General features: G+C 72.6%; 27 protein-coding genes. 12 read left to right on the forward strand and 15 right to left on the reverse strand.

The window, feature by feature from the left end:
- Window positions 1-37 precede the first annotated feature (37 nt).
- Window positions 38-1,669, reverse strand: a complete 1,632-nt coding sequence (locus J2S44_RS39465) for an ABC transporter permease (RefSeq protein ID WP_310425220.1) — start codon at window positions 1,667-1,669, stop codon at window positions 38-40.
- Entirely contained in the window at window positions 1,653-2,570 is a 918-nt protein-coding gene (locus tag J2S44_RS39470) for an ABC transporter ATP-binding protein (protein ID WP_310425223.1), read from the reverse strand. Before J2S44_RS39470 ends, J2S44_RS39465 begins: the two co-directional genes overlap by 17 nt.
- 216 nt (window positions 2,571-2,786) lie before the next feature.
- On the opposite strand from J2S44_RS39470, the gene J2S44_RS39475 reads away from it, so the two are divergent.
- The 3 genes from J2S44_RS39475 (at window position 2,787) to J2S44_RS39485 (ending at window position 4,971) form a co-directional block, all read left to right on the forward strand.
- Window positions 2,787-3,512, forward strand: a complete 726-nt coding sequence (locus J2S44_RS39475; protein WP_310425226.1) for a hypothetical protein — start codon at window positions 2,787-2,789, stop codon at window positions 3,510-3,512.
- On the forward strand, window positions 3,509-3,988 hold the full coding sequence (locus tag J2S44_RS39480; protein WP_310425228.1) for a hypothetical protein: 480 nt from the start codon (window positions 3,509-3,511) through the stop codon (window positions 3,986-3,988). Before J2S44_RS39475 ends, J2S44_RS39480 begins: the two co-directional genes overlap by 4 nt.
- 119 nt (window positions 3,989-4,107) lie before the next feature.
- Window positions 4,108-4,971: a slipin family protein gene (locus J2S44_RS39485; protein WP_310425230.1), complete on the forward strand. Its 864-nt coding sequence runs from the start codon at window positions 4,108-4,110 to the stop codon at window positions 4,969-4,971.
- A gap of 44 nt (window positions 4,972-5,015) precedes the next feature.
- Here J2S44_RS39485 and J2S44_RS39490 read toward each other — a convergent pair whose 3' ends face one another.
- Complete coding sequence (locus J2S44_RS39490; RefSeq protein ID WP_310425233.1) at window positions 5,016-5,510, reverse strand: universal stress protein; 495 nt, start codon at window positions 5,508-5,510, stop codon at window positions 5,016-5,018.
- A gap of 253 nt (window positions 5,511-5,763) precedes the next feature.
- Between J2S44_RS39490 and J2S44_RS39495 the strand changes: the two genes are divergently transcribed.
- Window positions 5,764-6,219 carry a hypothetical protein gene (locus J2S44_RS39495; protein ID WP_310425235.1) on the forward strand — a complete coding sequence of 152 codons (456 nt, stop codon included), beginning with the start codon at window positions 5,764-5,766 and terminating at the stop codon, window positions 6,217-6,219.
- Between the two features lie 96 nt (window positions 6,220-6,315).
- Here the strand turns inward: J2S44_RS39495 and J2S44_RS39500 are convergent, their stop codons facing one another.
- Both J2S44_RS39500 and J2S44_RS39505 read right to left on the reverse strand, forming a co-directional pair.
- Entirely contained in the window at window positions 6,316-6,966 is a 651-nt protein-coding gene (locus tag J2S44_RS39500) for an HAD family hydrolase (RefSeq protein ID WP_310425238.1), read from the reverse strand.
- Between the two features lie 608 nt (window positions 6,967-7,574).
- Window positions 7,575-9,614 carry an NACHT domain-containing protein gene (locus J2S44_RS39505; RefSeq protein WP_310425243.1) on the reverse strand — a complete coding sequence of 680 codons (2,040 nt, stop codon included), beginning with the start codon at window positions 9,612-9,614 and terminating at the stop codon, window positions 7,575-7,577.
- A gap of 551 nt (window positions 9,615-10,165) precedes the next feature.
- On the opposite strand from J2S44_RS39505, the gene J2S44_RS39510 reads away from it, so the two are divergent.
- From J2S44_RS39510 to J2S44_RS39520, 3 genes are read left to right on the forward strand one after another with little or no spacing between them, the layout of a single operon-like run.
- Complete coding sequence (locus tag J2S44_RS39510) at window positions 10,166-10,597, forward strand: DUF4259 domain-containing protein (protein ID WP_310425245.1); 432 nt, start codon at window positions 10,166-10,168, stop codon at window positions 10,595-10,597.
- Window positions 10,598-10,623: 26 nt separating this feature from the next.
- A complete protein-coding gene (locus J2S44_RS39515) occupies window positions 10,624-11,283 on the forward strand; it encodes a hypothetical protein (protein ID WP_310425248.1) in 660 nt (219 codons plus the stop codon).
- Between the two features lie 22 nt (window positions 11,284-11,305).
- On the forward strand, window positions 11,306-11,716 hold the full coding sequence (locus J2S44_RS39520) for a hypothetical protein (RefSeq protein WP_310425250.1): 411 nt from the start codon (window positions 11,306-11,308) through the stop codon (window positions 11,714-11,716).
- A gap of 228 nt (window positions 11,717-11,944) precedes the next feature.
- Here the strand turns inward: J2S44_RS39520 and J2S44_RS39525 are convergent, their stop codons facing one another.
- Both J2S44_RS39525 and J2S44_RS39530 read right to left on the reverse strand, forming a co-directional pair.
- On the reverse strand, window positions 11,945-12,388 hold the full coding sequence (locus J2S44_RS39525) for a hypothetical protein (protein WP_310425253.1): 444 nt from the start codon (window positions 12,386-12,388) through the stop codon (window positions 11,945-11,947).
- 88 nt (window positions 12,389-12,476) lie between these two features.
- Window positions 12,477-12,833 (reverse strand): DoxX family protein, encoded by a 357-nt coding sequence (locus J2S44_RS39530; RefSeq protein ID WP_310425257.1) that lies wholly within the window; start codon window positions 12,831-12,833, stop codon window positions 12,477-12,479.
- A 92-nt stretch (window positions 12,834-12,925) separates the two neighbouring features.
- Between J2S44_RS39530 and J2S44_RS39535 the strand changes: the two genes are divergently transcribed.
- On the forward strand, window positions 12,926-13,816 hold the full coding sequence (locus J2S44_RS39535) for a LysR family transcriptional regulator (RefSeq protein WP_310425261.1): 891 nt from the start codon (window positions 12,926-12,928) through the stop codon (window positions 13,814-13,816).
- Window positions 13,817-13,914: 98 nt separating this feature from the next.
- Here J2S44_RS39535 and J2S44_RS39540 read toward each other — a convergent pair whose 3' ends face one another.
- From J2S44_RS39540 to J2S44_RS39560, 5 genes are all read right to left on the reverse strand, one after another.
- Window positions 13,915-14,724 (reverse strand): phosphotransferase, encoded by an 810-nt coding sequence (locus J2S44_RS39540; protein ID WP_310425264.1) that lies wholly within the window; start codon window positions 14,722-14,724, stop codon window positions 13,915-13,917.
- Between the two features lie 145 nt (window positions 14,725-14,869).
- Complete coding sequence (locus J2S44_RS39545) at window positions 14,870-15,274, reverse strand: RidA family protein (RefSeq protein WP_310425266.1); 405 nt, start codon at window positions 15,272-15,274, stop codon at window positions 14,870-14,872.
- A 98-nt stretch (window positions 15,275-15,372) separates the two neighbouring features.
- A complete protein-coding gene (locus tag J2S44_RS39550; RefSeq protein ID WP_310425269.1) occupies window positions 15,373-15,906 on the reverse strand; it encodes a hypothetical protein in 534 nt (177 codons plus the stop codon).
- Window positions 15,907-16,018: 112 nt separating this feature from the next.
- The gene (locus tag J2S44_RS39555) at window positions 16,019-17,209 is read right to left on the reverse strand and encodes a ferredoxin--NADP reductase domain-containing protein (RefSeq protein ID WP_310425272.1); all 1,191 of its coding nucleotides are present in this window, start codon (window positions 17,207-17,209) and stop codon (window positions 16,019-16,021) included.
- 342 nt (window positions 17,210-17,551) lie between these two features.
- The gene (locus J2S44_RS39560) at window positions 17,552-18,448 is read right to left on the reverse strand and encodes a DUF5996 family protein (protein WP_310425275.1); all 897 of its coding nucleotides are present in this window, start codon (window positions 18,446-18,448) and stop codon (window positions 17,552-17,554) included.
- Between the two features lie 352 nt (window positions 18,449-18,800).
- Between J2S44_RS39560 and J2S44_RS39565 the strand changes: the two genes are divergently transcribed.
- From J2S44_RS39565 to J2S44_RS39580, 4 genes are all read left to right on the forward strand, one after another.
- On the forward strand, window positions 18,801-19,463 hold the full coding sequence (locus tag J2S44_RS39565) for a lysophospholipid acyltransferase family protein (RefSeq protein ID WP_310425278.1): 663 nt from the start codon (window positions 18,801-18,803) through the stop codon (window positions 19,461-19,463).
- A 346-nt stretch (window positions 19,464-19,809) separates the two neighbouring features.
- Entirely contained in the window at window positions 19,810-20,634 is an 825-nt protein-coding gene (locus J2S44_RS39570; protein WP_310425281.1) for a methyltransferase domain-containing protein, read from the forward strand.
- Between the two features lie 115 nt (window positions 20,635-20,749).
- Window positions 20,750-21,274: a DUF4240 domain-containing protein gene (locus J2S44_RS39575; RefSeq protein WP_310425283.1), complete on the forward strand. Its 525-nt coding sequence runs from the start codon at window positions 20,750-20,752 to the stop codon at window positions 21,272-21,274.
- Window positions 21,275-21,365: 91 nt separating this feature from the next.
- Window positions 21,366-22,085: a DUF8817 family protein gene (locus J2S44_RS39580; protein WP_310425285.1), complete on the forward strand. Its 720-nt coding sequence runs from the start codon at window positions 21,366-21,368 to the stop codon at window positions 22,083-22,085.
- A gap of 125 nt (window positions 22,086-22,210) precedes the next feature.
- Here J2S44_RS39580 and J2S44_RS39585 read toward each other — a convergent pair whose 3' ends face one another.
- From J2S44_RS39585 to J2S44_RS39595, 3 genes are all read right to left on the reverse strand, one after another.
- Window positions 22,211-22,909, reverse strand: a complete 699-nt coding sequence (locus J2S44_RS39585) for an alpha/beta fold hydrolase (protein ID WP_310425288.1) — start codon at window positions 22,907-22,909, stop codon at window positions 22,211-22,213.
- Between the two features lie 61 nt (window positions 22,910-22,970).
- Window positions 22,971-23,864: an RNA polymerase sigma factor gene (locus J2S44_RS39590; RefSeq protein WP_310425290.1), complete on the reverse strand. Its 894-nt coding sequence runs from the start codon at window positions 23,862-23,864 to the stop codon at window positions 22,971-22,973.
- Between the two features lie 114 nt (window positions 23,865-23,978).
- Window positions 23,979-25,448, reverse strand: a complete 1,470-nt coding sequence (locus J2S44_RS39595) for a hypothetical protein (RefSeq protein ID WP_310425293.1) — start codon at window positions 25,446-25,448, stop codon at window positions 23,979-23,981.
- Window positions 25,449-25,451 lie beyond the last annotated feature (3 nt).

Below are 25,451 nucleotides of genomic sequence, written 5' to 3' on the forward strand. Positions count from 1 at the left end.
ACGCCGGTGACCGAAAGGTCACCGGCGTGACGGCGCCTCATGTCGGCGCGTCCCGGTGGCGACCCGCCACCAGCAGCGCAAACGCCGTCCAGACGATGAGGACGGCCAGGTGGCCGAGCGCGACGCCGGAGCCGCCGGCGGCCGGGTCGGTAGCGGCGAGCACCGCGTGGAGCAGGTGACGCAGCGGGAAGACGTCCGCCGCGGTGGTGAGCCAGCCGGGCAGCGGAGTGTCGCCGACGACGAAGATCTCCGAGGCGAAACAGAGCGGCAGCAGTGTGCCGAGCGTGATCGCGACGATCGAACGAGCCGACGGTAGCAGCGCGACGAGCGCCAGTCCGATCGCGGAGAAGCAGAGCGACCCCACGACGATGGCCAGCAGCAGCGCCGGGACACGCGCCGGGTCGAGCCTGACCCCGAGGAAGGCCGTGCCGACCAGCGCGAGCAGCAGGGCGGCGAACAGCGAGATCAGCAGGGCCGCCGCGGTGCGGCCCGCGTAGTACCACCGGAACGGCAGCGGCGTGCCGCGCAGCCGCTTGAGCACCCCGGCCGACCGGGCGCCCACGACCGACTCCGGCATGTCGACATAGCCGGTGAGCGCGGCGGTATAGGCGACCATGCCCGCGAACAGGTACTGCTCCATCGGCATCCCGTGTGTCAGCCCGTGCCCGAACACGGCCGGGAACAGAGCCAGCAGGGCGGCCGGGAAGACCAGTGCGAAGAAGACCGCCAGCGCGTCCCGGCGCAGTCCGAGCAGTGCGTGTCCGGTTTGCGCGGACAGCACGGCCGTCCATGAGCGGCGCTGCGAGACCGGCGGTGACAGCTCGCGCCGGTACACCCTCGCTGCGTCCGCCGCTGCCGGTGGCCGCGCCGCGCCACGCGGCTGCCAGCCGAACCGCAGGCGTGCGACCACCATGCCGGCCGCGCCCCAGACGGTCAGCACGGCGAGATGACCGGGGGAGAAACCGTACCCGGGTGAGGTGTCGAAGGTCTCGGCCATCGCCAGGGCGAAGTGCTTCAGCGGGAACACGGTGCCGAGCGCGTCCAGCCAGCGGGGCAGCGTCGCACCGACGATGAAGACCTCGGAGACGAAGGCCAGCATGACCAGGACGGCCTGGGCCAGGGACTGCGCGGCCGCCACCGTGCGGGTCAGCGAGGACAGGGCCAGGCCCAGCGCGGCGCAGCAGGCGATGCCGATGAGTAGGGTCAGCACCATCGCCGGGGTCTTGCGCCAGACGATCTGCACGCCGTACCCGAGCGCGCCCACCGTGGTCAGCAGCGCGACCGCGGTACCGGCGGAGACCATCGCGGCGGCGATCCGGGACGCGAGCACGGCCCACGCCGGCACCGGAGCGGACCGGAACCGCAGCAGCACGCCGCTCTCCCGCAGGCCGGCCATGTCGACCGCGACCAGCACGAACGAGGCCTGTGCCACCCCGAAGACGGCGAACGGGGCGACCAGGAACTGCGTCACCGGTACGTCCGCGCCGGTCGTCGCCCCGCCAACGATCGACGACACGATGACCAGGAAGGCAAGCGGGAACACGAGCGTGAAGAACGCACCGACCGGGTTTCGGGCGAACGCGCGCACGGCGTGCCCGGTCAGTGCACCGACCGCGGCCGTGCGCCGCGCCGCCCGGCCGCGTACGGCGAGGTCAGGCAGCGCGGTCATCGGACTTGTCCTCGGTGAGCGCGAGGTAGACATCCTCCAACGCCGGGGGGCTGACAGCGAGGTCCGGCAGGGTCAGCCCCCGTTCCACGGCCCAGCCGGTCAGCCGCCACACGTCGGCGACCGGCGCATGCGAGCCGACCCGGACCTCCGCACCGACAACCGTCGGCTCGGCGCTCAGCGCGGGCAGACCGGCATCGGCAGCCTCCGCGGGCAGCGCGAAACTGATCACGGTCGGCAGGCCGCTGCCGGCGCGTAACTGCTCCGGGGTTCCGAGCGCGAGCAGCCGGCCGGACCGCATCACGGCGACGCGGTCGGCGAGCCGCTGAGCCTCCTCCAGGTAGTGGGTGGTCAGCAGGATCGTGGTGCCACTCGTGCGCAGAGCGGCCACGAGATCCCATGCGCGGTGCCGGGCGGCCGGGTCGAAACCGGTCGTCGGCTCGTCGAGGAAGAGCAGCTCCGGTGCACCGGCCAGCCCCAGCGCAAGGTCGAGGCGGCGGCGCTGCCCACCGGACAGGCCTTTCACCCGGGCAGTTCGTTTCCCGGCCAGGCCGACCAGATCGATCAGCTCGTCCGGGTCGTACGCGCGCGGATAGAGCCCGGCCTGCAGGCGGACCAGTTCGCGGACGCTGAACTCCTCCTCGAAACCGGCCGACTGCAGCACCACACCGATCCGCGCGCGATGGTCCGGCCCGCCGTCCGCCGGGTCGCACCCGAGAACGCGCACCGATCCGGCATCCCGCGTGCGGTAGCCCTCCAGGATCTCGGCCGTGGTGGTCTTCCCGGCGCCGTTCGGCCCGAGCAGCGCGAAGATCTCTCCGTCGCCGACCTCGAACGTCACACCGTCCACTGCGCGTACCGGCCCGTACGCGCGAACCAGATTTCGAACCTCGATCGCAGGCATGCTGTGCCTCCTCGCGCGGACGCCACCACAACCCCAGGTTGTCCTCCCTCGGAGGCACGCGGCGAAGGGCCGAAGGTCCCGTACCGTGCGCCGTCGAGCTCCGGTCACGTGCGTATCGCGGCTCGTCGCGGCGGCCGGGACCAACGACCCTGTCTCGCGTGGACGTGCACCGGACGATGAGGGCAGCGGATCCCTCAGACCCGTGGGAGGTGCGAGATGTCCGGATCAACCATGCCGATGGTGCCGCCCGTCGAGGACGGCACTCCACCCGGCGCCCCGAATCGCCGGCGCACCGGGCGAGCGGTGCTCATCGCCGCACTCTTCGCGTGCGTCCTGCTGGCACCGGTCGCCGTGGTCATGCTGGTGCGTGATGGCGGCGCACCACCGAGCGGAGCACCGGTCGCGGTGCCGTCCGCCGTGCCGTCCGTCACGTCCCCGGTCGCCGGCGGCCCGGCCGCCGCAACGTCCGCGCCGGGCACCGGCGCACCCACCGCTGCCCGGCCGCCGGACGGCCGGATACCGGCCGGTGTGCTGAAGAACGCGCTGCTGGACGTGCCACCATGGCCGGCCGACAACGTGCAGGGCCCGTCCGGCCCGCTGCGGTTCCGGAACGGGCTGTTCACCATTCCGGACCAGACCGTCGACGAGGGGACGGCGTGGGGGAAGCAGATCGCCATCGGAACGGTGAGCTACGGCGACGTGGACCGGGACGGCGCCGACGAGACGGTCGCCGTACTCGACTGCATGATCCAGAACAGCAGTCAGCAGGTTGTCGCGTTCGACCGGGACCGCGCCGGGGACATCATCACGCTCGGGCCGGTCGTGGCGACCACCGGCCAGGTCCGGGTCGTCGCCCCGGCAGCGTCCGGGTCACCCCGGACGGCGCGGTCGCCGCGCGGGTCGGCGACATCCAGAACTGCTGCGGTGGCACGGTACCGGTGACGTGGCAGGACCGTGCCTACCGGTGGGACGGGCACCGGTTCCGGCGGATCGACGGGACGGTGCCCATCCCGCTCAACCCGCACGTCACGGAGACCACCGTCACCGCCGGTGAGTTGACGCTCGGCCCGGTCGCCGACGGTTACCGCACCGGGACGGTGACCGTCACGGTCACCCACCGGTGGGGCACACCACCGGCCACGGTACGGCTGCGGTTCACCACCTCCGGAGGACTCGAGCCCACCGGCCCGGCCTGGCCGTCGATCACGACCGAACCGGTCGGGGGTTACCTGATCAGTGTGCCGGGACCGGCGCCGCTGACGGCGCAGACCCGGCGGTACGCGTTCCGGCAGCCCGCTGCCGCAGCCGGCGGGGAGATGACCGTCGCGATGATGGCCTCGTGGTCCGCCGCGGGCCGGTCGCTCGCGGAGGCGGTGCCGGGCAGCGGCGTGCCGGTTCCGGTCCGTACCGCCGGGTGAACCGACCCGGCCGGACCCGCACGTGGTCGGGCCCTTCGGCCCTGACCGCGCCGGTCCGGCCGGGCGACGGTCGACATGCGCGGCTCTTCCGCGCAGAACACCGCTGGAAGGAGCAGATCATGGATCTCTGGACCGTGATCGGTGTGACCGCCGCCGCCGCGCTGGTGCTGCTGGGACTCAGCCTCAGGCTGGTGCAGCAGTACCAGCGGGGCATCGTCTTCCGGTTCGGGCGGGTAGACGACCGCGTCCGGCAGCCCGGGCTTCGCGTGATCATCCCGGTCGTGGACCGGATGGTGAAGGTGACCATGCAGACCGTGGTCATGCCGGTCCCGGCGCAGGGCGCGATCACCCGCGACAACGTCACGCTCACCGTCGACGCGGTCGTCTACTACCGGGTCGTCGACCCGGTCCGGGCGCTGGTGAACGTGCGGGACTACCCACGGGCCGTGCTGCAGGTCGCGCAGACGTCGCTGCGTGCCGTCATTGGCCGCGCCGACCTCGACACGTTGCTCAGCGACCGGGGAAAGGTCAACGCGGAACTGAAGGAGGTCATCGACGCACCGACCGAGAAACCGTGGGGTGTGCTGGTCGAGCGGGTCGAGATCAAGGACGTCACGCTGCCGGACTCGATGAAACGGTCGATGTCCCGGCAGGCCGAGGCGGAGCGGGAACGCCGCGCGCGGGTGATCGCCGCGGACGGCGAGTACCAGGCGTCCCGCCGACTCGCCGATGCGGCACGGGCCATGGCGGACACGCCAGGCGCGTTCCAGCTACGGCTGCTGCAGACCGTGGTGGACGTCGCCGCGGAGAAGAACAGCACGCTGGTGATGCCGTTCCCGGTGGAACTGCTGCGGTTCGTCGACCAGGCGACCGCGACCGGCCGGCCCGGCTCCGGCAGTGGCACGCCGCAGGTGGAGGCGGTGCTGGCCACTCTCGGCCTCAGCGAGCCGCGGCTGCTCGGCAAGGAGACACACCCCAGCTGACCGGCCCACACCTGACTCCCTCCGCGGCGCACCCCCGGAGGGAGTCAGGCACCGGTCAGGTCCGCCAGCTCACGCAGCAGCAGCCGGGTGGCGCCCCGCCGTGCGGCCTCGCGGGCCAGCGCATCCGGCGGCACCACCAGCAGCGGGCAGCGCGCGTGCGCCACGCACCGGTCGGCCACGGACCGGTGGAACAGCCGCCACCACCACGGACGGTCCGGCCGGCCGACGACCAGCACGTCCTCGTCCCGGGTGTAACCGGTCAGCGCGCGGGCCGGGCGGTCCACGACGGTCAGCACCTCCACCGTCACGCCGTCGGGCAACCCGCCCATCGTGGCCTCGAAGCAGTCCGTGACGACCCGGCGGGCCTCCCGCCGGCCGACCAGGTACGCGCTGCCGTAGCTGCCCGACTCCCAGGCGTGCACCGCGTGCAACGGCATCCCGCGCCGGCGGGCCTCAGCCGTCGCGACCCGCAGCGCGCGCAGCCCGGCGGGCGACGGTGACACCCCGACGATGACTCGTGGTTCCGATGTCTCCACCATGCGCCCGATGGTCGGCGGCCACGGCCGGCGCGGACAGGGCCGGACGTGCCGCGGCAACACGACGAAGGGCCTGCACCACCGAACTCGTCAGCCGGCGACCGACACGGTCACGCGGCCGGCCGCCGGCCGTACCGACCGCACGTCCACCGGACCCGGCCCTCCACCGACGCAGCCGGAGACCAGGTGCGGCATCAACGGTGGAACGCATCGGCCGTTGCCCGGCGCCGAGGCCGTGGTGTGGGACCCTGCCGACATGGACGTGAACGGCCTGCTGCCCGGCGCCCGGACTCCGGCGGACTATCTGCGGATCGTGGACGATCCGCGGCTGGACGACGGCGGGCTCCTCGAGCTGGCGCGCAGTCCCTACTCCTTCGTGCGGCTCGCCGTCGCCCGGCAGCGGCGCGCCGGGACCGCGCATCTGCTGGCCCTCCTGGACGGCGAGTTGACCGGCTGGGACGACAACAAGCTTCTGTTCCTGATCGCCGGCCACCCGCGGGCCGACCGTCACGTGCTGCTCGCGGTCCTGCATCGAGTGGCCGGCCTGCTCAACCGCCCGGGACGGCGTCCCTACGCGGCCGCCTGCACGCTCGCCGGCCGCTCCGCGCTGACCCCCGACGAAATCCGTACGCTCGCGCACCTGCCGGGCGCCTCCAGGCGCATGCGCCGCGGCCTGAACACCGCCCTGGCCGCCCGCACAACAGCGGCATGACCGGCCGTGCGATACGCGGGCCGGCGCGCGTCCTTGGGGGAGTGGGTCTCCCACAGGTCTTCCCGCCACACGACGTGCTGTCGGCGACCGTTGCGACTACCGCGGGGTGTCCAGCCAGGCGGTGAGCAGCGGCACCACCGCGCGCAGGTCGCCTCCCTCGGCTGCCGCGTGGGCGGCGGAACGAGCCGCTCGGGTGGCGTTGAAGGCGACGGCCAGACCGACCGCGGCGAAGAGCGGAAGGTCGGACCGGCTGTCACCGACGGCGGCGCAGCGGGCCGGGCTCACACCGAGCTCGGCAGCCACGGCGAGCGCGAAGTCACGCTTGCCCAGCTCGTCGAAGTGCTCGGCGACCGCACCGCTGTAGCGGCCCTCGATCACCTCAAGCCGGGGACCACTGGCGTACGTGAAGCCGAAGCGCCCACACAGGTACTCTCCGACCGGCTTCCACGCCAGGGTGGTCAGTACGGGCGCCAGGTCCTGCGCTCGGCACCAGGAGACGGTCTCGGTGATGCCCTCGACCAGCGGCAGGGACTCCAGGAAGCCGCGTACCTCCGCCGGGGTGCGTCCGGTCCAGCCTCGCGCGTCGAGAACGGAAACCTCCTGGTTGGTCAGAGTCCCCGCGTCGTAGCCGGCCTCCGCCTCGCGCACCACATCCGCATGACCCAACAGGTCTGCCAGGTGCTGTCCACTGCTGGTCTGTGGGACCAGCGTCCCGTCCACGTCGAAGAACACCACTCCGCGCACCACACCCGAAGGCTACTGACCGCCCCGTCAGCGGATGCGCTGCCGGCCGAAGGTGTCCGGGCCCACCCGACGCCGCCATCGATTGACCGCGGCACGGCCACGCAATGGAGGCTCGTCACGCCCCGGGTTCAGGGACGACCGCACCGGCGCGCTCCCCGGCGCCCGGGTCCGGCGAGGCGGCCGGTCCGCACGACATGGCCGCATCGCGGTCGGCTCGGTGACCGAGGCGGTGCCTTCGGCCCGATCCCGCCGACGAGCGAACGCCGTGGGTACGCGGCCCGGCTGGCTAGTGTGAGCGTCGTGTACCGGGATCCGACGTCGGCGCTCGCCGCCACCGCCGTCCTGCCGGTGGCGAACTGTCCCGAAGGAGGCCCGACGCTCGGGCCGCCGGAGGCGTACCTTCGCGGCCGCTGGGAGGACCGCGACTGGCGTAACGTGCCGGGTCCGTTCTACGGCGCCCGGACCGATTCGTGCTGGGTGGGCCGGGAGGTCGCACCCCGTCATGTCGTCTACGAGGACGAGTTCGGCAGCGAGATCGTGTACCGGCAGCCCACGGACGCCGGCGAGGTGCATCTTGTGCTCTCGGCCGCGTGGAACGATCCGTTCCGCTCCTACGCCGCCGACGGTGACGAACACTGGACGCTCGACCTCGTGTCCGGGTGGTGGGCCGACCGCGGCCGGCTGACCGCCTGGATCGACGACGTGCAACGCTGCTGGTCCGTCAGCGACCGGGCCGACGAGCGCGACAACGCGGCCGGACTGCAGGATTTCGCCCGGTACGTGGACGACGGACTCGAGACAGACCTCCGCGTGTACGGATTCTGGCTCGACAACCGGCGGCCACCCCGGTCGAACGAGACGCTTCCTCGTCTGCGCACCCGGTAGCGGCCACCCGGCCCTTCACCGACGGCCGGCTCGGCCGAGCAGGGTGGTGGCGGCCGCCCGCCCAGGCGGCCGGCCAGCTCGGTGAGGACGGCGACCGCGAGGGCCGGATCGGCGGTGACGCGGTAGTGGGCGTACGCGGCCTCGTTCCGTACCCAATCGTTGTGTGATCGGGAGAGCCCGCGCAGTCGGTCGGCCTCGCCGGCCGCGAGCGGGCCGAGGTCACCCAGTCTGCGCAGGTCGTGAGGGTGAGTGACGCCGGTCAGGGCGTCCAACGCGAGCGCCGGGTCGGCGGTGACCCGCCAGTGCGCCCACGCCGCGGCGGGCGTCGACGCGTGCCGTCGCAGGTCGGCGGCGGCGTCGGCGGCGGCCGGTCCGATGCCGCCGAGCGTCTCCGCCGCGGTCACCTGGAGGTCGCGCCGATCGAGCAGGGGTACGAGCTGTGGCACCGCGGGCGCGGCGACGGCACCCCAGGCGCCCAGCAGCCGGCACAGGGCGTGTGAGGAGCCGACCCGAACGGCCGGAACCAGGCTTGCCGCGTGCGCGGCCAACGGGGTCAGTGCCTCGTCGACGGCGGGCAGCCAGAATCCGCCGCACGATCCCACCGGTGTTGTGTAGAAGAGGCCGTTCGGGGCGAAACCGAGCCGGGATCCGGCGAGCCGCTGCCTGATCAGGGGCACGCAGCGGGCGTCGCCGAGGCGGGCCAGCGCCCACACGGCCGCGTCGCCGACCGTGACGCCCTCGGGGGAGTCACGGACAGCGGTGTCGGCGGACAGGGCGGCGAGGGCATCGGCCGCCGCGGGCGACGGCACGCAGGCCAGCAGGAACGCGGCCCGGAACCGGACCTCGGCATCGTCGTCGGCGAGCCGCTCGACGAGGAAGTCGTGCAGTGCCGGCGGGAGCGTCCGCCACTGTGCGAGCAGGGCTGCGGCCCGCTGCAGGCCGGCGAGCCGCTCGGCACGGTCCGGTCCACGGCCGATCGCCAGGGCGAAGCCGGTCGCTACGACCGGATCGTGCTGCAGCAGGCGGCCGGTGCCGTCGACGACGGATGCACCGCGCCACGCGGAGCTCCGCCAGGCTTCGACGCCGGGGTCCCGGATCGCGGCCAGCAGTTGCGGCGTACGGGTGAGCGGCACGTCCGGGTCGGTGCCGGCCAGCGCGTGCACGGCGGCGAGCCCGGTCTGCACGTCGGCGTCGTCGAGGAGCGCGTGCAACAGCGCGCGGATGTCGCCGGCGCCACGGTCCCGTTCGAGCAACGCACCGAACGCTGCGATGAGATCCCAGCAGGTGACCCGGTCGTCCTCCACCTGCCAGCGCCGCCGGATCGCCGCGGTGACCGCCTGCTGCGGCAGCCCGTCCCGGCTCAGCAGCCAGGTCGTCTCGCGCCGGACGGCCGGCTCGGGGTCGTCCAGAAGCACCGTCAGCCGCGGGACCTCCCGCTCCACGGCGGCCGGCCAGGCCGGGTCGACGTTCTTTCGATCGACCAGTGCGGCCTCGTCGATGAACCGGGCGATCAATCTGACGATCACCGGTCGATGGTGGACGGCTCGGCCGGCGGCGAGGTCGACAAGGTACGGCAGGGCAGCCGGCGCAGCCGGGCAGATCCAGCCACCCTGGTGGTAGACGGCCGTGTCGAAGTCGTCGAGCGCCGCCGCGGCCCGTTCGGCGTCGTCACCCGCACAGTCACGAAGCCATCCGGGCACGTCGGACGCCGTGCCGTAATTGTGCTCCAGCCGGTGCCAGGCGATCTGCTCAAGGTCATCCCACACCGTTCAGTTGTACGGCCACGGAGGCGGGGCCCCCACGCCGGGCCCACCTGACGGCTCCGCGAGCACACCGCCCGCAGCGGGTCGTACCTGCCTCGACGACGGCAACCCGGTGTGCGGGTCGCCGTTCTGGATGGGGTGTCCGCGAGAGGACTCAGCCGGATCGCTCGTCTCGAGCGGAACGATCTCGGCCCCGGAGCCGCGGCGGCGGCGCTGAAGGCATGGCACGAATTCGCTCACGCCCCGGACGGCGAACGCGCGGACAGGCGCTACTACGGCCATGCCGGATGCTGCCCCGATCCATCGGCTGATCGTGAGATCTTGGAGCGCGTGGTGCGGGTACTGCCGCCCAGGGACGCGAGAGCGGTCCGGCGTCGCATCGAGGCGCTGGACGACCGGATCGGATGCGGCGAAGACTGAGGTGCCGCGGCGCCGCGACCGTGAGCGCGGTCGGCATCGGGGGTGTCCGGCAGGCTTCCGCAACCGGCGTACCGGTGTTCGGCACGACGTCTAGGCTTGCGGGGGTTCGGATCGCTGGCAGCGGGAGACTGGGCATGGGTGCGTGGGATGTCGGGCCGTTCGACAACGACAGTGCGGCGGACTGGTGCGGTGAGCTGAACGACGCCGCGCCGGAGCAGCGAGTGGCGTTCGTCCGGGCGGCGCTGAGCCGGGTCGCCGAGCACGGCGACGCGTTTCTCGACAGCCGCTACGCGGAGCAGGCGATCGCCGCCGCGGCCGTCGTCGCGTCGCAGCTGCCGGGCGGGACGACGGTCGACACCCCGTACGCACCCGACTTTCTGTTGAATGGTGGCCGGGTCGAGATGGCCGGTGACGTTCCCGCGATCGCGGTCCGGGCCCTGGACCGGGTCGTCGGCGACGACTCGGAGTGGCGTGAGTTGTGGGCGGAGGCCGAGACGTCGTATCCGCAGGCGCTGGCCTCGGTGCGGGCCATCCGCGACACGCTCGCACAAGCGGTCGGCCGCTGAGCCGACCACCGCGGTAGTTTGTGGCGGTGACGTCGCTGCTGTCGTTGGCTGTCGACCGCCTCCGGGTGATCGTGTGTATCGACGGCGTCGACATCAGCCGCGCGGACGGCAACGACGGTGCCGATCCGTGGCACGTTCTGGTGCCGGTCAACCGTTTCGTGGCCACCGGCGAGTTCACGACCGCGGTCATCGCCTGCTGTCCGGGCTGCGGACCGGACTGTCACGCCGTCGAGGCGCGCATCCGCCGCGAGGGTGATGTCGTGCGCTGGGAGTGGGGCCGGCGCGGCGCACGGTGGGAAGGCGAGCGCGGCACGGCACTGTTCGGCGCCGCGGCCTATGACGCCGAGGTGTCCCGCCTCGGCGCCGACCACGGCTGGGAGACCGCGACACACCGGGCCGGGCGGCTCATCCTCACAGATCTTGAGCTGCCGGCGGCGGTCAAGGGCGTCCGGGTGCGTACGGACGACGCCGGCACGCTCGAGGTGTGGCTGGAGGAGCCGGACGAGTACCAGATCTTCGTGCGCGTGCCCTGGGACGAGCGGCGGCCGGACGAAAGCGCCGCCGCGGTGCGGGACGTACTCGCGGGACCGCCCCGGCGATGGCACGCGGAGTGGCACAGCACAACGGGCAGGCAGACCCCACCGGCGTACGCCGGTCCGTCCTGGCAGCAGGTCGGCTGGGCCTGATCGGGGCGGTTAGGTTCTCACCATGAGCACCGACGAGCCGAACGGCGGGCCACGCCGATACAAGGTCGATCCGGATCCGGCCTGGGACGGGTACGACGTGGAGGACGGCGTACTCGTCGTCGAGTTGTCATGGATGCCCGACCCGCTGGCCGGCCGCCCCCCGGAGCTCGTTGCCGGCCCCGAGCTCGTCGCGGCGATGTCGGCCGAGGGGTTCACCGGCTACGTCACCGGCGCCGCCCGGGCCCACTTCGGCGACGGCGCCTTCGGTGTCGACGACGATACGGCCGCGCCCGAGCTGGTTCGCCTCGTCGTCGGCGAGGAGCCGGCGGCTGACTTCTCTTACGAGCGCGGCCAGGGATTGATCGTCTCGGAGCGGGCCCTCGCCCTGCTGCAATCCCACTGCCAGAACCTCCGGGCGAACCCACTCGGCTGAGGCCACCGCGGTCACGCGGCCACGCCATGTTCCCGCCCGTCCGGCGGCCAGGTACTCCGCGGCGAAGATCCGCGACAACCTCCTCGCCCGTATCGCCGGAGCCGAACGCGTTCCAACCCCGCGAACCCTGAGATTCGGGCCGGGTCGGCGGCGACCAACCAGGACACCGTTCGCCTGTCACGCGTGCGGCCGCCCCGTGAGCCGCCTCTTACTGCCGCCGGTTCGGTCTCAAGACCTCGGGCACCCCGGCCGAGCACCTGGCTCCTGCTCGACCGCCGGTTCCTGCCGGGTGACGGCCGCGGGCATGGTCTGGTTCTCGCGGACATGAGCACGCTGCGCCTGCGGCGGCACTTCGGCGGGTTCTCCGCCGGACGCCCGGGCGTGCAGCACGCTGAGTTGCAGGTAGTCGACGCATGAGACGTCGGCCGTGCAGAGTCGCTGGCTCGCGGTCCTGTAACGCTGGGGCGATGGAGCGGACGGCGTGCCTCGTGGCCGGAGCCGCTGCGAGAGTATGTCGCTGTGGAAGCGGCAGAATTCCGTCCCGTTCTGGCGATCAACGATCAGGGCTTGGTGCTGGGTGTCCGCGCCGACGGCAGCTGGGCGGTCGGCGGTCTGAGCGGTGTTCTTGACGAAGCGGGGCAGATGCCCGCCCGGTCGCAGCAGTTCCGGCATCGCGTCCTGCGGTTGCGTCGACACCGGACTTGGTAGAGCCGGCGCGCATGCCCGGATCTGGCCGATGAGAGATTCTCGGTCGTGGCCGTCAATAGCTGTCGGCTATTGAGAGCGCAAGGGCGGCGGTCGCAAGGATGAGGTATGCGGCCGGGAAGGCTATGTTGTGGTATACGCCCGCGCGGATATGGGCAACGATCGCCCCGATGAAGAACAATACGAGTCCCGTGGCCGCGGCTAGCCCGATCGGTTCCCATCCGAGCATGCCCATGAGCAAGCCGGCCGCTCCGGCCAACTTCAGGGCCGCCAGGAAGGGCAGCCAGGCCGAGGGCACCTTGACCTCGGCCGAGTTGGCGACGACGAAGTTCGCCTTTACGAGGTCGGCAACAGCAATACCCGCGTTGGCGGCGACAGTGATGACGCCGATTGCGCAATAGTAGACATTCATCGCATGCTTTTCCTTTCGCATGTCAGGTGGCCGGTTCCAGGCTCGGCGAATTATCGATGGCCGTCCAATGCCTTCTTCGATAACCTGCCGGTATGGATGTTGAGACTCGGCTGCTTCGCTACTTCGCCGCGGTGGCCGAGGAGGGGAACCTGACCCGGGCCGCGCAGCGGCTGTTCATCTCGCAGCCGGCGCTCACGAAGCAGGTCAGGCAGCTGGAGGACCGGCTCGGCGTTCAGCTGTTCGTCCGGTCGCGAGCCGGAATGACCCTGACCCCGCCCGGGCGGGTGCTGGCTGAGCACATCCCGAAACTGCTGAGCGACTGGGATACGGCGGTGAAAGACGTCGAGTGTGCGGCACGGCGGAGTTCCCAGGTGCTGCGCGTCGGGTTTCTCGCCAGCGCCGCCAACGAGGCCACGCCTCGCATCATCGCGGCGTTCACTCGTACCCGGCCCGGCTGGCACATCGAGATGCGGCAGGCGGCCTGGTCCAATCCGACCGCCGGGCTGCTCACCGGCGAAGCGGACGTGGCCTTTCTTCGGCTGCCCTGCCCCGACCAGCATCGTCTGCGGGTCTGGGAACTGTTCGCTGAACCTCGTGGGGTCGCTCTTCCCACCGGGCACCGGCTGGCGGCCCGGAAGCGGATCGAGTTCCATGAGCTGTGGGACGAACCGTTCGTTGCCTCGCGCGCAGACCCTCACGGGTGGCGCGACTATTGGCTGGCAACAGCGGAGCGCGGACACCGCGCCGTTCGCGTCGGAGCCGTCGCCGACCACCCTGACGAATGGCTCAACGCCATTGCCAACGGGGACGGCATCGCACTTGCCCCGGCGTCGGCGGCCCGCTACTACGCACGTCCCGGTGTCGTGTTCATTCCGGTCGCCGGAATAACCGAAAGCCGGGTAGCCGTCGCCTGGATGCCCGCCGCGGACAACGATTCCGCGGTTCAGGCGTTCGTCCGTAGCTGTGCCGTGGCGGTGACCTAGCGTAACGCGCCTCAGTGAGCAAGGTTCACCCCTCGTGGGATTGCTGGCAGAGGCGTACGAGGCGCTCCGCACGGGTCTTGGCAGGGGCAATCCGGATCTCAGAACACCGACGGGAACAGCCAGGCGAGGCTGCGTTCGGCGGCCCGGGTGTACTCGCTGCGCCTGTGCTCACGGCCGTAGGCGAGGTCCTCCAAGGCAGCGCAGCGGGCGAAGAACGTGATCCGCTCGCGGACGTCATCGGTTTCGGGCAGACCGCCGTACGCGTTCACCACCTGCGTGCGGAAATCGGGTCCGAAGTCCCGGTACAGCCGGGCGAAGTCCAGGGCCGGGTCGGTGACGGCGGCGTCGGACCAGTCGATCACACCCGTGATGGCGCCGCCGGATTCCAGGATGTGTTCGGCGCCCAGATCGGCATGGGCGAGCACGCGTCGCCGGGCAGGCCGCGGCACGTTGTCGCGGAGGATCCGGAGCATCTCAGGCGGTCCGTCGAGGTTCTCCAGCCACTCACCGGGGTGGGTGTCCTCCAGCGGCGCCAGACCGTCAACAGTCGCGGTGTCGATGGCGTGCAGCTCGCTCAGGAGGCGCCCCAGCGGGCGGGCGAGGCGGGAGACCGCACCGCGGCGGCCCAGCAGGGGCCGGCCCGGCAGCAGTGGATAGGCCAGGACGCCGGCGTCCTGGTCGACGAACCGGACAGCGGGTACGGGCACCGACACATGCGGTGCGATCGCTGTCAGGAGACCGGCTTCCCGGAGCACGCTGTGCCCCTGCGCGACGCGCAGGACCAGGCCGCCGGCGAGGAAGGCGGTATTGTCCAGCCCTTGCCCCAGCTCACCGACCGCGACAGCGGCCAGCTCGGGAACGTGTGTGCGAAGCGATCGCGTGGCGCGCCGGCGAGGTGTCGAATCCATGCGCGCTCCTCAACACCACCGATTCCCACCGCAGGCGGACGGGAGCATCCCTATCACGGCGGCGGGCAGTTCGAAGCATTCGCTCGTCGGCGATTCGAAGGGCGCGCTCTCGATCGGACCTCGGGATGAGGGTGATGATCGGTGGCTAGTCCGGAAGCGCGGCGGTGAGGTCGATCTCGACGAGTTGTCCCTGATAGCCGAGTGAGGCGACGCCCAGCAGCGTGCTGGCGCTCGTGAACGCCTCGGCCAGCGGGGACGCGTGGAGTTGTTGCCACACCGCGGACAGGACCGCGCTGTCCGGGCTCACCACGTAGACGACCGACCGGACGACGTCAGCCGGGCCGGCGCCGGAGGCCTGGAGCGCCGCGAGGCAGTTCGTGATCACCTGCTCGGTTTGCGCGGCGTGGTCGCCGGGCTCGCCGACGACGGTTCCGGAGAGGTCGACCGGGCACTGGCCGGCGAGATGCGCGAGCCGGCCGGCGCTGGAGATCGTCACGTGGCTGTAGCGGTCCGGCTCATGAATGGTGGACGGGCTGAATTTCTCGATCATAACGGTCCATTATCGACGCATCGTGGACGGCGACCACCGAATAATCGAACGGCGCCGTCCGCAGGGAGGGCCGGGCCGGTATGTCGCGGCCACAGCCGCTATCGCGTCGCCTCGGCGCCGCGAGGAAAGAGCCGCAGGAGATAGGCCTCCACGCCGACGTGGTTGACGTCCAGGTAGGCGACCTGCTCGAGAACCGGAAGGCCGTCGATGTACGCGATGTGTTCGCGGTAGGCGCGTACCGCGTCGGCGCGTCCCCGGTGGAGCACCTCCACCCGGTAGTGACCCGGCCCGGCCGGTGCGGCGATTCCGGTCAACGGCACGCTTGAGGCGTCGGAGACGAGCAGTTCGCCGGTCGGGCACTCCAGCCGGAACGACAGGGGAGCCGACCAGGCGGACTCGTCCGCGACTCCGGTCGAGCCCGGCCCGGGCCGGCTGGTCCAGGTCTGCACCTCCACCGCGACCTTGAACATGTCCTGGGCGCGAGCTATCCATACCTCGAGGCCCGTGCCGGCGGCGACGTCGCGATGCGCTTTCTCGATGGCCCGTGACGCTCCGACGCCGGCGTCGCAGTCGACGTCCCTCAGCGAGAACACACCATGACCGGGCCGCCACTCGACGCGATACCTGTCCACCGGAGCCATGGTCCATTCTGGCGTGTCCCGGGTGCTGTGCTGCACGGGTCCGCCGCCCCGTGGGAGACCTCGGTGCCGGGCCGGTTCACGGGCGTTCCGGTGCCGGGCCGGTTCACGGGCGTGCCGGTGTCGTGGTGGGGGAGGCGGGCGTGTGGGCGTGCCGGACCAGCTCCGCCCGGTTCGCGATCTTGGTGCGGTGGCGGTGCCGGGCCGCTCCGAGTGCGCGTTCGGCGGCGTCGATGCGCAGCCAGCCGTTCCAGTCGATCGGGGTCAGACCTCGTTGCCGGAGGAGGTGATCTGCCCCGTCGCGGTCCTGTCCGTGGTGCCGCGCGCCGAGCAGTGTTTCGACGGTCTGCCGTGCGTCGGACCGGGTGGAGCCGATCAGGCCGACGCAGCCGCGTTTGATCCATCCCGTGACGTAGAGCCCCGGTATGACTCGCCCGTGGTCGTCGAGCACCGCTCCGGCGCGATGCGGAACGGTGTGGGTGGCGGGGTCGAACGGCACTCCGTCCAGTGGGGTGGCGGCGTATCCGACCGCGCGGTAGACCGCCCGGACCGGCTGGTCCCGGTATTCACCGGACCCGGTGACGTGCCCGTAGCCGTCGGGCACCGCGCGTTCGGTGCGCAGTCCCTCGACCCGGGTGGTGCCGAGAACCGCCGACGGGATCCGGTGGAAGTGCAGGTGGACGCGCCGGGACGCGGTCCGGTCGGCGGGTGGGATCCGGGACCAGTGGCGCAGCGTCTCGACGACCTGCCGGGTGGGGGCGAACTGCCTCGTCATGCGTTCGACGTGCCGGTCGGTGACCAGGTCGGCCGGGTCGACGATCACGTCGACGTCGGTCTGCTGACCGAGTTCGCGCAGCTCGGTGGGGGAGAAGCGGGTGTCGGCGGGGCCGCGTCGCGCGTACAGGTGGATGTCGCTTATGGGGTTGGTGGCGAGCGCGGCCATGACGTTCGGCGCGATGTCGGTGTCGGCGAGGGTGCGCGCGTGCCTGATGAGCATTCTGGTGACGTCGAGCGCGACGTTGCCGGCACCGATCACGGCGACGGATGCGGCTTCCAGCGGCCACGTCGGTGCGGCGTCCGGGTGACTGTCGTACCAGGCGACGAAGTCCGCCGCGCCGAAGGAGCCGGGCAGACCGATCCCGGGCAGATCGAAGGGTACGTCGCGGAGCGCGCCGGTGGCGACGATCACGGCGTCGTAGTGGCCGCGCAGCTCGTCCACGGTGAGGTCGCCGCCGATCTCGACGTCGCAGAACAGCCGCACGTCGCTGCCGTCGAGCATGTCGTGCAACGAGTCCACGATGCGCCTGATCCGGGGATGGTCCGGCGAGACGCCGTAACGGACGAGGCCGTACGGGGTGGGTAGCCGTTCGAAGATGTCGACGCGGGTGCCGGGCGCGAGGTCGCCGAGATGTCGGCGGCGTGGATCCCGGCCGGGCCGGCGCCGACGACCGCGACCGTCAGGGCGGAGGATGCGGTGGTCATGGCGCGAACGCTAGAACCTCCACCACGCTTCACCTCAAGCCGGCGAACCCGGCCCGGGGCCCGAGCCGGCGGCCCGTCCCGGCCCGGCCCGGCCCGGCCCGGCCCAGGATCGTGTGCCGGGCCGGGCCGGGACGCACCTGACGCGGGTACGGAACCGTCACGGCTCCAGCGCGGAGCGGTTCCAGCCGGCCAGGTCGGCGGCCGCCTCGTAGGTCGTGCGGAGGAACTCGTCGAGCACCGCGTCCGGGTCGGCCGCGTCGGCGACCCGTTCGTAGGGCAGGACGCATTCGCGCAGCGACGTGTCGTAGAACGCGGCCGTGCGCTCGGCGTACCCGGGCGGCTCGGGGTAGGCGTACGCGTAGAACGCGCCCTCCGCGCCGCCACCCGGCCAGAACCCGAAGCTGGCCAGCTCGTGCGAGTAGCCCTCGTGCATCACCGACGGCGGGCAGTTCGGCGCGCCGCCCGGGTGCGGCGGTGCGGCGTCGCCGGAGAACCGGGTGTAGGCCAGGTCCATCGCGCCCCAGAAGAAGTGCACGGGGCTCGCCTTGCCCACGAACCCGCCGCGGAAGCGGGCCAGCGCCCGCTCGGCCCGCAGCAGCTGCCGCCAGAACAGGTGCGCGGCCGCGCCGTCGTACGTGTCGTTGCGGTGATCCTCGGCGAACGGCACCGCGGACTCGACCTCGTTGGGCGCGGCGTGGATCCGCGGTTCGATGCCCAGCGAGCCCAGCGCCTCCATCGTCTCGGCGTAGAACGTCGCCACCGACTTGGGTTCCAGAGCCACCTCACGCGTACGGCCGTCGCTCGTGCGCACGTGCAGGCGGTGTGCGACGAAGTCGAACTCGATGTCGAAGACCCCGTGCTCGTACGGCACCGCCCCGGTGGTCAGGCCGCGCGCGGTGGGATAGAGCGTCACATGCCACCAGTGGTTGGCCACCGGCGCGTACGCCATGCGTACCTTCCCGACGATCTGGGTCCACATGTGCAGGGTGTCGCGGGTGCCGGTCCAGTCGGCCACGCGCAGCCGGGGCCAGTCGTGGGTGGTCGTCTTCTCCATCGTGCTGCCTTTCCGGGCCGTAGTGGACGGCGCCCCGGTCCGGCCGATCGCCGGTGCCGGGCCCCACCGGAGCCGTCACGCGGACCAGTGGAAACCGTGTTCCGGCCACACGGTCAACTCTAGGTCGCATGCCCGGCAGCGCCGTCCACGGCCGTGGCGGGGAACGTCACCCCCCGGCGCGGCGGGCCGAGGTGCGGAAGCCGGGTGTCATCACACCACCCGGCCGTCGCGTTGCCGTGCGCCGCGCCACCTGTTACACAGGGCCGATGCGTCACCACGCCGTCAGCACCCGGCCGGGCCGGGCCGCACCCGCGCCGACCGGGACCCGTCCATCCAGCGGAAGAAGTACGTCATGAAGCGCGATCGTTCTGCCGCTGACACGCACGACACGGTACGGATCCCGCCGGTCTACCGCGCGGTCATGGCGGCGGCCGGGCCGATCGTGCGCTGGTGGGGCCGCCTCGAGGTGGTCGGCCTGCACCTCCTTCCGGCGCACGGCGCGACGCTGGTCGCGGCCAACCACGACAGCGCCTGGGACCCCGTCGTCATCGCCTACGCCGCCCGCCGGCGCCGGCACATCCAGGCCCTCGCCAAGGCGTCGCTGTGGAAGAACCCGGTGCTGCGTCGCGTGCTCGACGGGATGGGACAGATCCCCGTCCGCCGCGGCCAGGCGGACACGGACGCGCTCGACGCCGCGGTGCAGTGCCTGTCCGCCGGCGGCTGCCTCGGCATCTTCCCCGAGGGCACCCGCTCACAGGGCAAGCAACTACGCGCCCGCAGCGGAGCCGGCCGGCTCGCCCACGCCGTCCCGCAGGCCCGCATCGTCTGCGCCGCCGTCTCGGGGACCGTGGACATCGCCCGCTTCCCCCGGCGCCCCCGACTCAAGGTCACGTTCTTCGAGCCGACACCGTCGCCACCGTCGGAGTCCGCGCTCGCACTGGCCACCAGGCTCACCGCCGAACTCCGTGCCGTCGCACCGGTGCCGGCCGCGGGACGGGACCCGCGGGACGGGTAGCGACGTGCGCTCGGTCACCCGCGAGCCGTCCGGACATCGCCGAGACCCGCGCGGGCGGACAGCCGCCCGCGCGGCGGCTGTCCAGCTCACCTGACTGCACCGGCGACGCACCGCCGGCCCGCGCGCCCGGACCGGTGGATCAGCCCGGCCGGGTCGCTCGGTGTGCGCGGGGCGTGCCGGCCGGCCCCGAGCGTCTCGGTGTGCCGCCGGCGCACCGCACCCGTGGTGCCGCGCCGCGGCCGGTGGCGAGAATCCGTCGGGTATTGGCCGTGGACGCTCTCGTGCCGCCCGGTGGCCGGCGCTAGCGTCCTGGGCAGATGCGGGTCGGAGCGTCGGGAGGATGCCGGTGAGCGACGGCGAGACGTACGTGCTGGGCTACTCGGACGCGGAGCACCGACGCCTTCGGGCCCAGGCACGACTGCTGCAACCGTGGACGGAGCACTTCCTCACCGCCGGCGGCCTGCGCGAGAACATGGTGGTGCTCGACCTCGGTTCCGGGGCCGGTGACGTGACGATGGCGGCCGCGGACGTCGTGGGCCCGGGCGGACGGGTGATCGGTATCGACCGGGACGCCGGCTCCGTCGCACGGGCCACCCGGCGCGCGGCGGAGGCGGGTTACGCCGGGCGGGTCGAGTTCCGGGTGGGCACGCTGGAGGACGTCGAGACCGACATCGTGTTCGACGCGGTCATCGGCCGTTACATCCTGCTGTACCTGCGGACCCCCGCGAGTGCGCTGCGCCGTGTCGCGGGCCTGCTGCGTACCGGCGGAGTGACGATCTTCCACGAGATCGACCTGACCGAACCGCAGCCGACCTGGCCGGCGTGTGACGTCTGGGACGACAGCTACCGGCTGCTGGCGACGGTCTACCGAGCCGCCGGCGCGGTACCGGACTTCGGACGACGGTTCCACCGGACGTTCCTCGACGCCGGCCTACCCGCGCCGGAGATCGAATCGGTCACCCCGGTGGGCGGTCCGGCGTCGACGGTCGTCGACTGGCTGGCCATGTCGCTGATGAGCCTGCAACCCGCACTGACCGCGGCCGGTCTGCCGCTGCCCCGCGGGCTGTCCTTCGACGACTCGCTGGCCGACCGGCTCCGGGCCGCCCTGGCCGAGCGGAACAGCCAGATCATCGGACCGGCACAGTACGGCGCGTGGGCGCGCAAGCGATGATGCGTTCGGCCCCGGTGCGCGGCGGCCCCGTCGCCCACGCCCGCCGCGCACCGGGTCCGGAGCGCTCCGGTCCGGTGCCGGCGGGTGGGCCGTACCGTGACGGCAGAATGCGGGCGTGGACAGGGACAGTTTCTGGCAGATCGTCGACGCCGCGCGCGCCCGGTCGGGCGATGTCGAGGAGGTGCCGGCGGCGCTCGTGGAGCTGTTGCGTGGCCGTCCGCTCGCCGAGGTGGTGGCCTTTCGCGAGGTGCAGGACGAGCTGTTCGAGCGGGACGCCCACCGCTGGGATCTGTGGGCGGCGGCGTACGTCATCAACGGTGGCGCTTCCCGGGACGGCTTCGAGTACTTCCTCGGCTGGCTGATGGCGCAGGGGCGGACGCGGTGGGAGGCGACGCTCGCCGACCCGGACTCGCTCGCTGACGTCGTCGACGTGGACACCGACGACCTCGACTGCGAGGAGATGCTGTACGTGGCGCCCGGTGCCGCCGCGGACGAGGAGGCGTTCTGGGCGGCGCTGCCGGACCGGGGTGAGCATCTGCCGCCCGGACCGGCGGGGAAGCGCTTCGACTTCGAGGACGAGACCCGGATGCGCCGGCTCCTGCCTCGCCTGACCGCGGTCTTCTACGACCAACAGCCCTGACGCGCCGCTGTATCGGCCGATCGGGTGGGGTGCGGCGATGATCGGCTGTTTCCATGTGCGAGGGGCCGTCCGTGGCGCCTAGGAAGGAGCCATGACCAACGAGGTGACCGTTCCCCTGCTGCCCTGCGCGTCGATCGACGACGTCGCCGCCTTCTACACGGCTCTCGGCTTCAGCACCACGTACCGGCAGCGCAAACCCAGCCCCTACGTGACGCTGCAGCGGGAGGATCTGCACCTGCACTTCTTCGAGATGGCCGGGTTCGACCCGGAGCAGTCCTACGGATCCTGTCTCGTGCTCACTCCGGACGTCGCGGAGCTGCACCGGGCGTTCGCCGCCGGGATGCGGGCCGCGTACGGCAAGGTCCTGGTCTCCGGGCTGCCGCGGATGACCCGGCCCAGGGCGCGAAAGAACGCGGACGGGCTGGGCGGGTTCAGCGTCATCGACCCGGGCGGCAACTGGATCCGCGTCGTCCAGAACGCCGCCACGGCACCCACCCCGCCACCCGCACCCACCGGACGGCTCGCCACCGCACTGGCGAACGCGGTCGTGCTGGCCGACTCCAAGGGCGACGCCGTCCAGGCGGTCCGCGTCCTCGACGGCGCGCTGGCCCGCGCGGAGGCCGGCGACGACCCGGTCACGTACGTGGAGGTCCTGGTGTACCGCGCGGAACTGGCGTTGACGCTGCACGACCGGGAAACCGCGACGGAGATGCTCGCCCGCGCCGCGCGCACAGCGCTGAACGCGGACGAGACCGAACGGGCGGCGCCGACCTTCGAGATCGCCGCCGACCTGACGGCGGCGCTGCGATAGGGCCGGGGCGCGGCGGGAACGTCGCGCCCCACCGGGCGCGGGACGGGACCGGTCACCAGGTTCTTCGAGACGACCGGTCCCGACCGGCATGCGCGAGGCGCGGGACCTCGCCACCGAGCCCGCGCCTATCTCCTCAGCAGCGCCCGCGCGACCACCTCGGGGTGGGTCACCATCGACTGGTGGCCGCGGCCGACGATCTCCGGGACGAGCCCGAGGCGAGCCGCGAACTCCGCTCCCGGGCGTACCAGCACCAGGTCGTTGTCGCTGAGCAGGTAGCGCAGCGGGAGACCGAGCCCGGTGACGTCCGCCGCGTCGAGCGCCTCGGTGAAGTAGGCGCCGGGCATCGGTACCGCCAGGTCGAGGAAGAGCCCGCGCAGTTCCTCGCCCGAATCCGGCAGCAGCAGCGGCAGGAACTCGGGCAGCAGCGGGATGGTCCCGTCCGGGGCGGCGGCGATCGCAGCGTGGATCATCGCCGCCTGTTCGTCGTTCTCGCCGGTCACCGGGATGCCCCGGCGCGGGACCATGGCGTTGACGAAGACGAGTTCCGCGATCCGGCCCGGCAGCCGATTCGCGGCGCCGGTCACCGGGTATCCGCCCCAGCTGTGCGCGACCAGCACCACGTCGTGCAGGTCGCGCTTCTCGATCTCGAGCACCAGCGCGTCGACCGCGCCGGAGAGGTGCAGGTCACCGCGGTCGTCGCCGTCGGCCAGCCCGGGCAGGGTGACGGTGACGGCGTCGTGGCCGGCCGCGCGCAGCCGCCGGGCGACCCCCTGCCAGGCCCAGCCGCCCTGCCAGGCGCCGGGAACGAGGACATACGTGGACATGATGTGCCTTCCGCGTCGGGTGTAAAACCACAGGACGCGCCGGCACCGCGAAATGCTCGGTCTAACCGCGCTGAAAAATCCGCAGTTCGCTCACTCTGCCGTCGTGCATGCTCAGCAGCCAGTACGCGTCGGCGGCGCAGACACGCTCGGGGCCGGTCTGCACCACGTCGATCTGCCACAGGGCCAGGTCACGGCTCGCCGACACGTCCCGCACCCGGGGCAGCATGCCCGCCGCCACGTTGCTGTCCATGATCCGGATCAGCGGTGCGAAGCCGTGCTCGCGTCGCCCACCGGCCCACGCCGACCGTACGTGTGGGTCCCAGCCGTCCCGGAGGTAGGCGCCGAACGTACCGCCGATGCCCGCCTCCGCCGCCGCCTCGGCCGCCGCGCGGGACCGCCGCCAATCCCCCGCACCGTCGAAGGGACGCGAGCGCGCCGCGGCCAGCTTCGCCGACAGGGCGCGACGGGCCTCGTGCAGGCGGCGTCGCACGGTGCCGGCGGGTATGCCGCAGAGCGCGGCCATGTCGTGCGTCGACGACACCGCGGTGAAATAGCGCAACATGGTCACGGTACGTAGCGATGGTGGGAGGTCGGCGACGGCCTGGGCCACCCAGTCCCGCAGCGCGTGCCGCTCCAGCAGGTCGTCGGGGTTGCCGAGGCCGGCGACGGCCCGCAGCTCGTCGACCGGGGTGGGCGCGGGGGAGCGCAGCGCCGTGCGGCAGCGGTTGCGGACGATCATCTTCAGCCAGGGGCCGGCCGCGGCGGGATCGCGCAGGTCGCCGATGCGGACCAGGGCGGTCAACGCGGCGTCCTGCACCGCGTCCTCGGCGTCGGCGGGCTGGGACAGCAGGCTCAGCGCGACCGCCATCATCGCCGGGCGATGGTGGGCGATCAGAGCACCGAGGGCCCCGGCGTCCCCGTCCTGCGCGGCCCGGACGAGATCAGCGGTGTCCACCCGGTCCACTCTAGTGACCCCGCCGGGAGACGTTCGACTCGCGCGGCGGAGGGAGCACCCCGACGCCGCCGCGGGTACGGCGACGCGTGACCCGTCGAGGTGCGCCGGCGGGCGCTACCGGAACGCCGCGATGACCGGCCGCCAGTCGAGGGACGGGTTCGCGGCGGCGAGGACGGCCAGGTCCGGGTCGTCGAGCAGGGCGGTGATCCGGTCGGCGGGCAGGCGGGGGGAGCGGGCCGCGTCCACGCGCACGCACCGGTGCGGGTCGGTGAGCAGCGACGTGAGCAGCTCCGGGTCGGCGTCGACGTCGCGGGCCGCGAGCCGCCGCACGTGCGGGTCCGGGTGGGTGGCGAACCGGGACAGCCCGGAGCGCGGGAACCGGGGCCGGGCGAGCAGACCGCTGTGGCGCGAATCCTCCACATAGCAGCGCAGCAGCAGCGCTCCGGGTGCTTCGGGGTGGTGGAGGGCCAGCGCCCTCCGTACCGTGGCGTCGGGGTCGGCGGTGAGCACCGCGACCGTCCCGGACGGTAGGCCCGGGTGTTGCGCCGCGCGACACCGCAGCCGGGGGTTCGGCGCGCCCGCCCATCGCAGGGCCCGCTCCCGGCTCAGCTCCGCGGCGCCGGCGAGGATCGCGCGTTCCTCGCCGGAGAGGTACGCGTGACCGGCGACGGCGTCGCGGACGGCCTCGTCCGGGTCGGCGGCCAGCGCGGCGATCTGCTCCGGGGTGAGATCGGCGCGGGTGGCGGCGACCGCGCGGACCGCCGGGCTCGGGTCGGCGACGACCGCGGTCACCTGGGCGGCGGTGAGGTCCGCACGGGCGGCGACGCCGGACCGGACCTCGGGATCGGCATGCCGGGACAGGGCGTCGACGATGCCGGGCGTGACCGTCGGGTTGGCGGCGATCGTTCGGACGGCCTCGACGTCGTCCCCGGCGGCCACCCGCGCGGCGAGTGCCGGGGACAGCGGCCGGTGCAGCACGTCCCAGAACGCGTGACAGTGGTGGTCCGGCAGGTCGGCCGGTTCCATGACCCGCTCGTGCTCGGCGATCGACGCGGTCGCCGCCGCGGCGACGCCCGGATCCGGATCGGAGGACAGGAAGCGCAGGTCGTCGCGCCAGGCGTACGGGGCGGCGAATCGGCGGATCCGCGGGTCGGGATGCCGGGCGGTGACCGGGACCCGGCTCCAGTCCGCGGTGAACAGCTCCTCGAACAGCTCGCCGTCGGTGATGAAGCGGTCGGCGGGCAGGTCGTCGAGCAGCACCGGCAGCAGGCGGGTCAACGCCTCCGCGGAGAGCGCCGGGTGCTGCTCCCGCCGGCACAGGACGGCCAGCCGGACCCGCCAGTCGGGATCGCGGGCCAGCCGGTCCCGGATCTCCGCGTCCAGCCCGACCCGGTTGCCGACGGCCTGCCGGACCCGGTACGACTCGTGGCCCGCCAGCCACCGCTGCACCGCGACGGGCAGCTCGGTACGGCCGGCGAGTCCCGCGGCGACCGGCTCGGGCCGGTCGCGCATCAGGCCGGCCAGCACCTCGACCGGCACCGAAGGGTTCTCCGCCAGCCCGCGTAGGACGCTGTCACTCCGCACGGG

The organism is Catenuloplanes niger (assembly GCF_031458255.1).
GTDB lineage: Bacteria > Actinomycetota > Actinomycetes > Mycobacteriales > Micromonosporaceae > Catenuloplanes > Catenuloplanes niger.

Coding starts and splice junctions, on each gene's coding strand:
- J2S44_RS39585 (WP_310425288.1), bottom strand. CDS start 22,909: ATGTCCACGTATGTCCTCGTTCCCGGCGCCTGGCAGGGCGGCTGGGCC.
- J2S44_RS39490 (WP_310425233.1), bottom strand. CDS start 5,510: ATGGTGGAGACATCGGAACCACGAGTCATCGTCGGGGTGTCACCGTCG.
- J2S44_RS39485 (WP_310425230.1), top strand. CDS start 4,108: ATGGATCTCTGGACCGTGATCGGTGTGACCGCCGCCGCCGCGCTGGTG.
- J2S44_RS39465 (WP_310425220.1), bottom strand. CDS start 1,669: ATGACCGCGCTGCCTGACCTCGCCGTACGCGGCCGGGCGGCGCGGCGC.
- J2S44_RS39495 (WP_310425235.1), top strand. CDS start 5,764: ATGGACGTGAACGGCCTGCTGCCCGGCGCCCGGACTCCGGCGGACTAT.
- J2S44_RS39535 (WP_310425261.1), top strand. CDS start 12,926: ATGGATGTTGAGACTCGGCTGCTTCGCTACTTCGCCGCGGTGGCCGAG.
- J2S44_RS39540 (WP_310425264.1), bottom strand. CDS start 14,724: ATGGATTCGACACCTCGCCGGCGCGCCACGCGATCGCTTCGCACACAC.
- J2S44_RS39565 (WP_310425278.1), top strand. CDS start 18,801: ATGAAGCGCGATCGTTCTGCCGCTGACACGCACGACACGGTACGGATC.
- J2S44_RS39545 (WP_310425266.1), bottom strand. CDS start 15,274: ATGATCGAGAAATTCAGCCCGTCCACCATTCATGAGCCGGACCGCTAC.
- J2S44_RS39520 (WP_310425250.1), top strand. CDS start 11,306: ATGAGCACCGACGAGCCGAACGGCGGGCCACGCCGATACAAGGTCGAT.
- J2S44_RS39530 (WP_310425257.1), bottom strand. CDS start 12,833: ATGAATGTCTACTATTGCGCAATCGGCGTCATCACTGTCGCCGCCAAC.
- J2S44_RS39580 (WP_310425285.1), top strand. CDS start 21,366: ATGACCAACGAGGTGACCGTTCCCCTGCTGCCCTGCGCGTCGATCGAC.
- J2S44_RS39525 (WP_310425253.1), bottom strand. CDS start 12,388: ATGCCGGAACTGCTGCGACCGGGCGGGCATCTGCCCCGCTTCGTCAAG.
- J2S44_RS39475 (WP_310425226.1), top strand. CDS start 2,787: ATGTCCGGATCAACCATGCCGATGGTGCCGCCCGTCGAGGACGGCACT.
- J2S44_RS39510 (WP_310425245.1), top strand. CDS start 10,166: ATGGGTGCGTGGGATGTCGGGCCGTTCGACAACGACAGTGCGGCGGAC.
- J2S44_RS39470 (WP_310425223.1), bottom strand. CDS start 2,570: ATGCCTGCGATCGAGGTTCGAAATCTGGTTCGCGCGTACGGGCCGGTA.
- J2S44_RS39560 (WP_310425275.1), bottom strand. CDS start 18,448: ATGGAGAAGACGACCACCCACGACTGGCCCCGGCTGCGCGTGGCCGAC.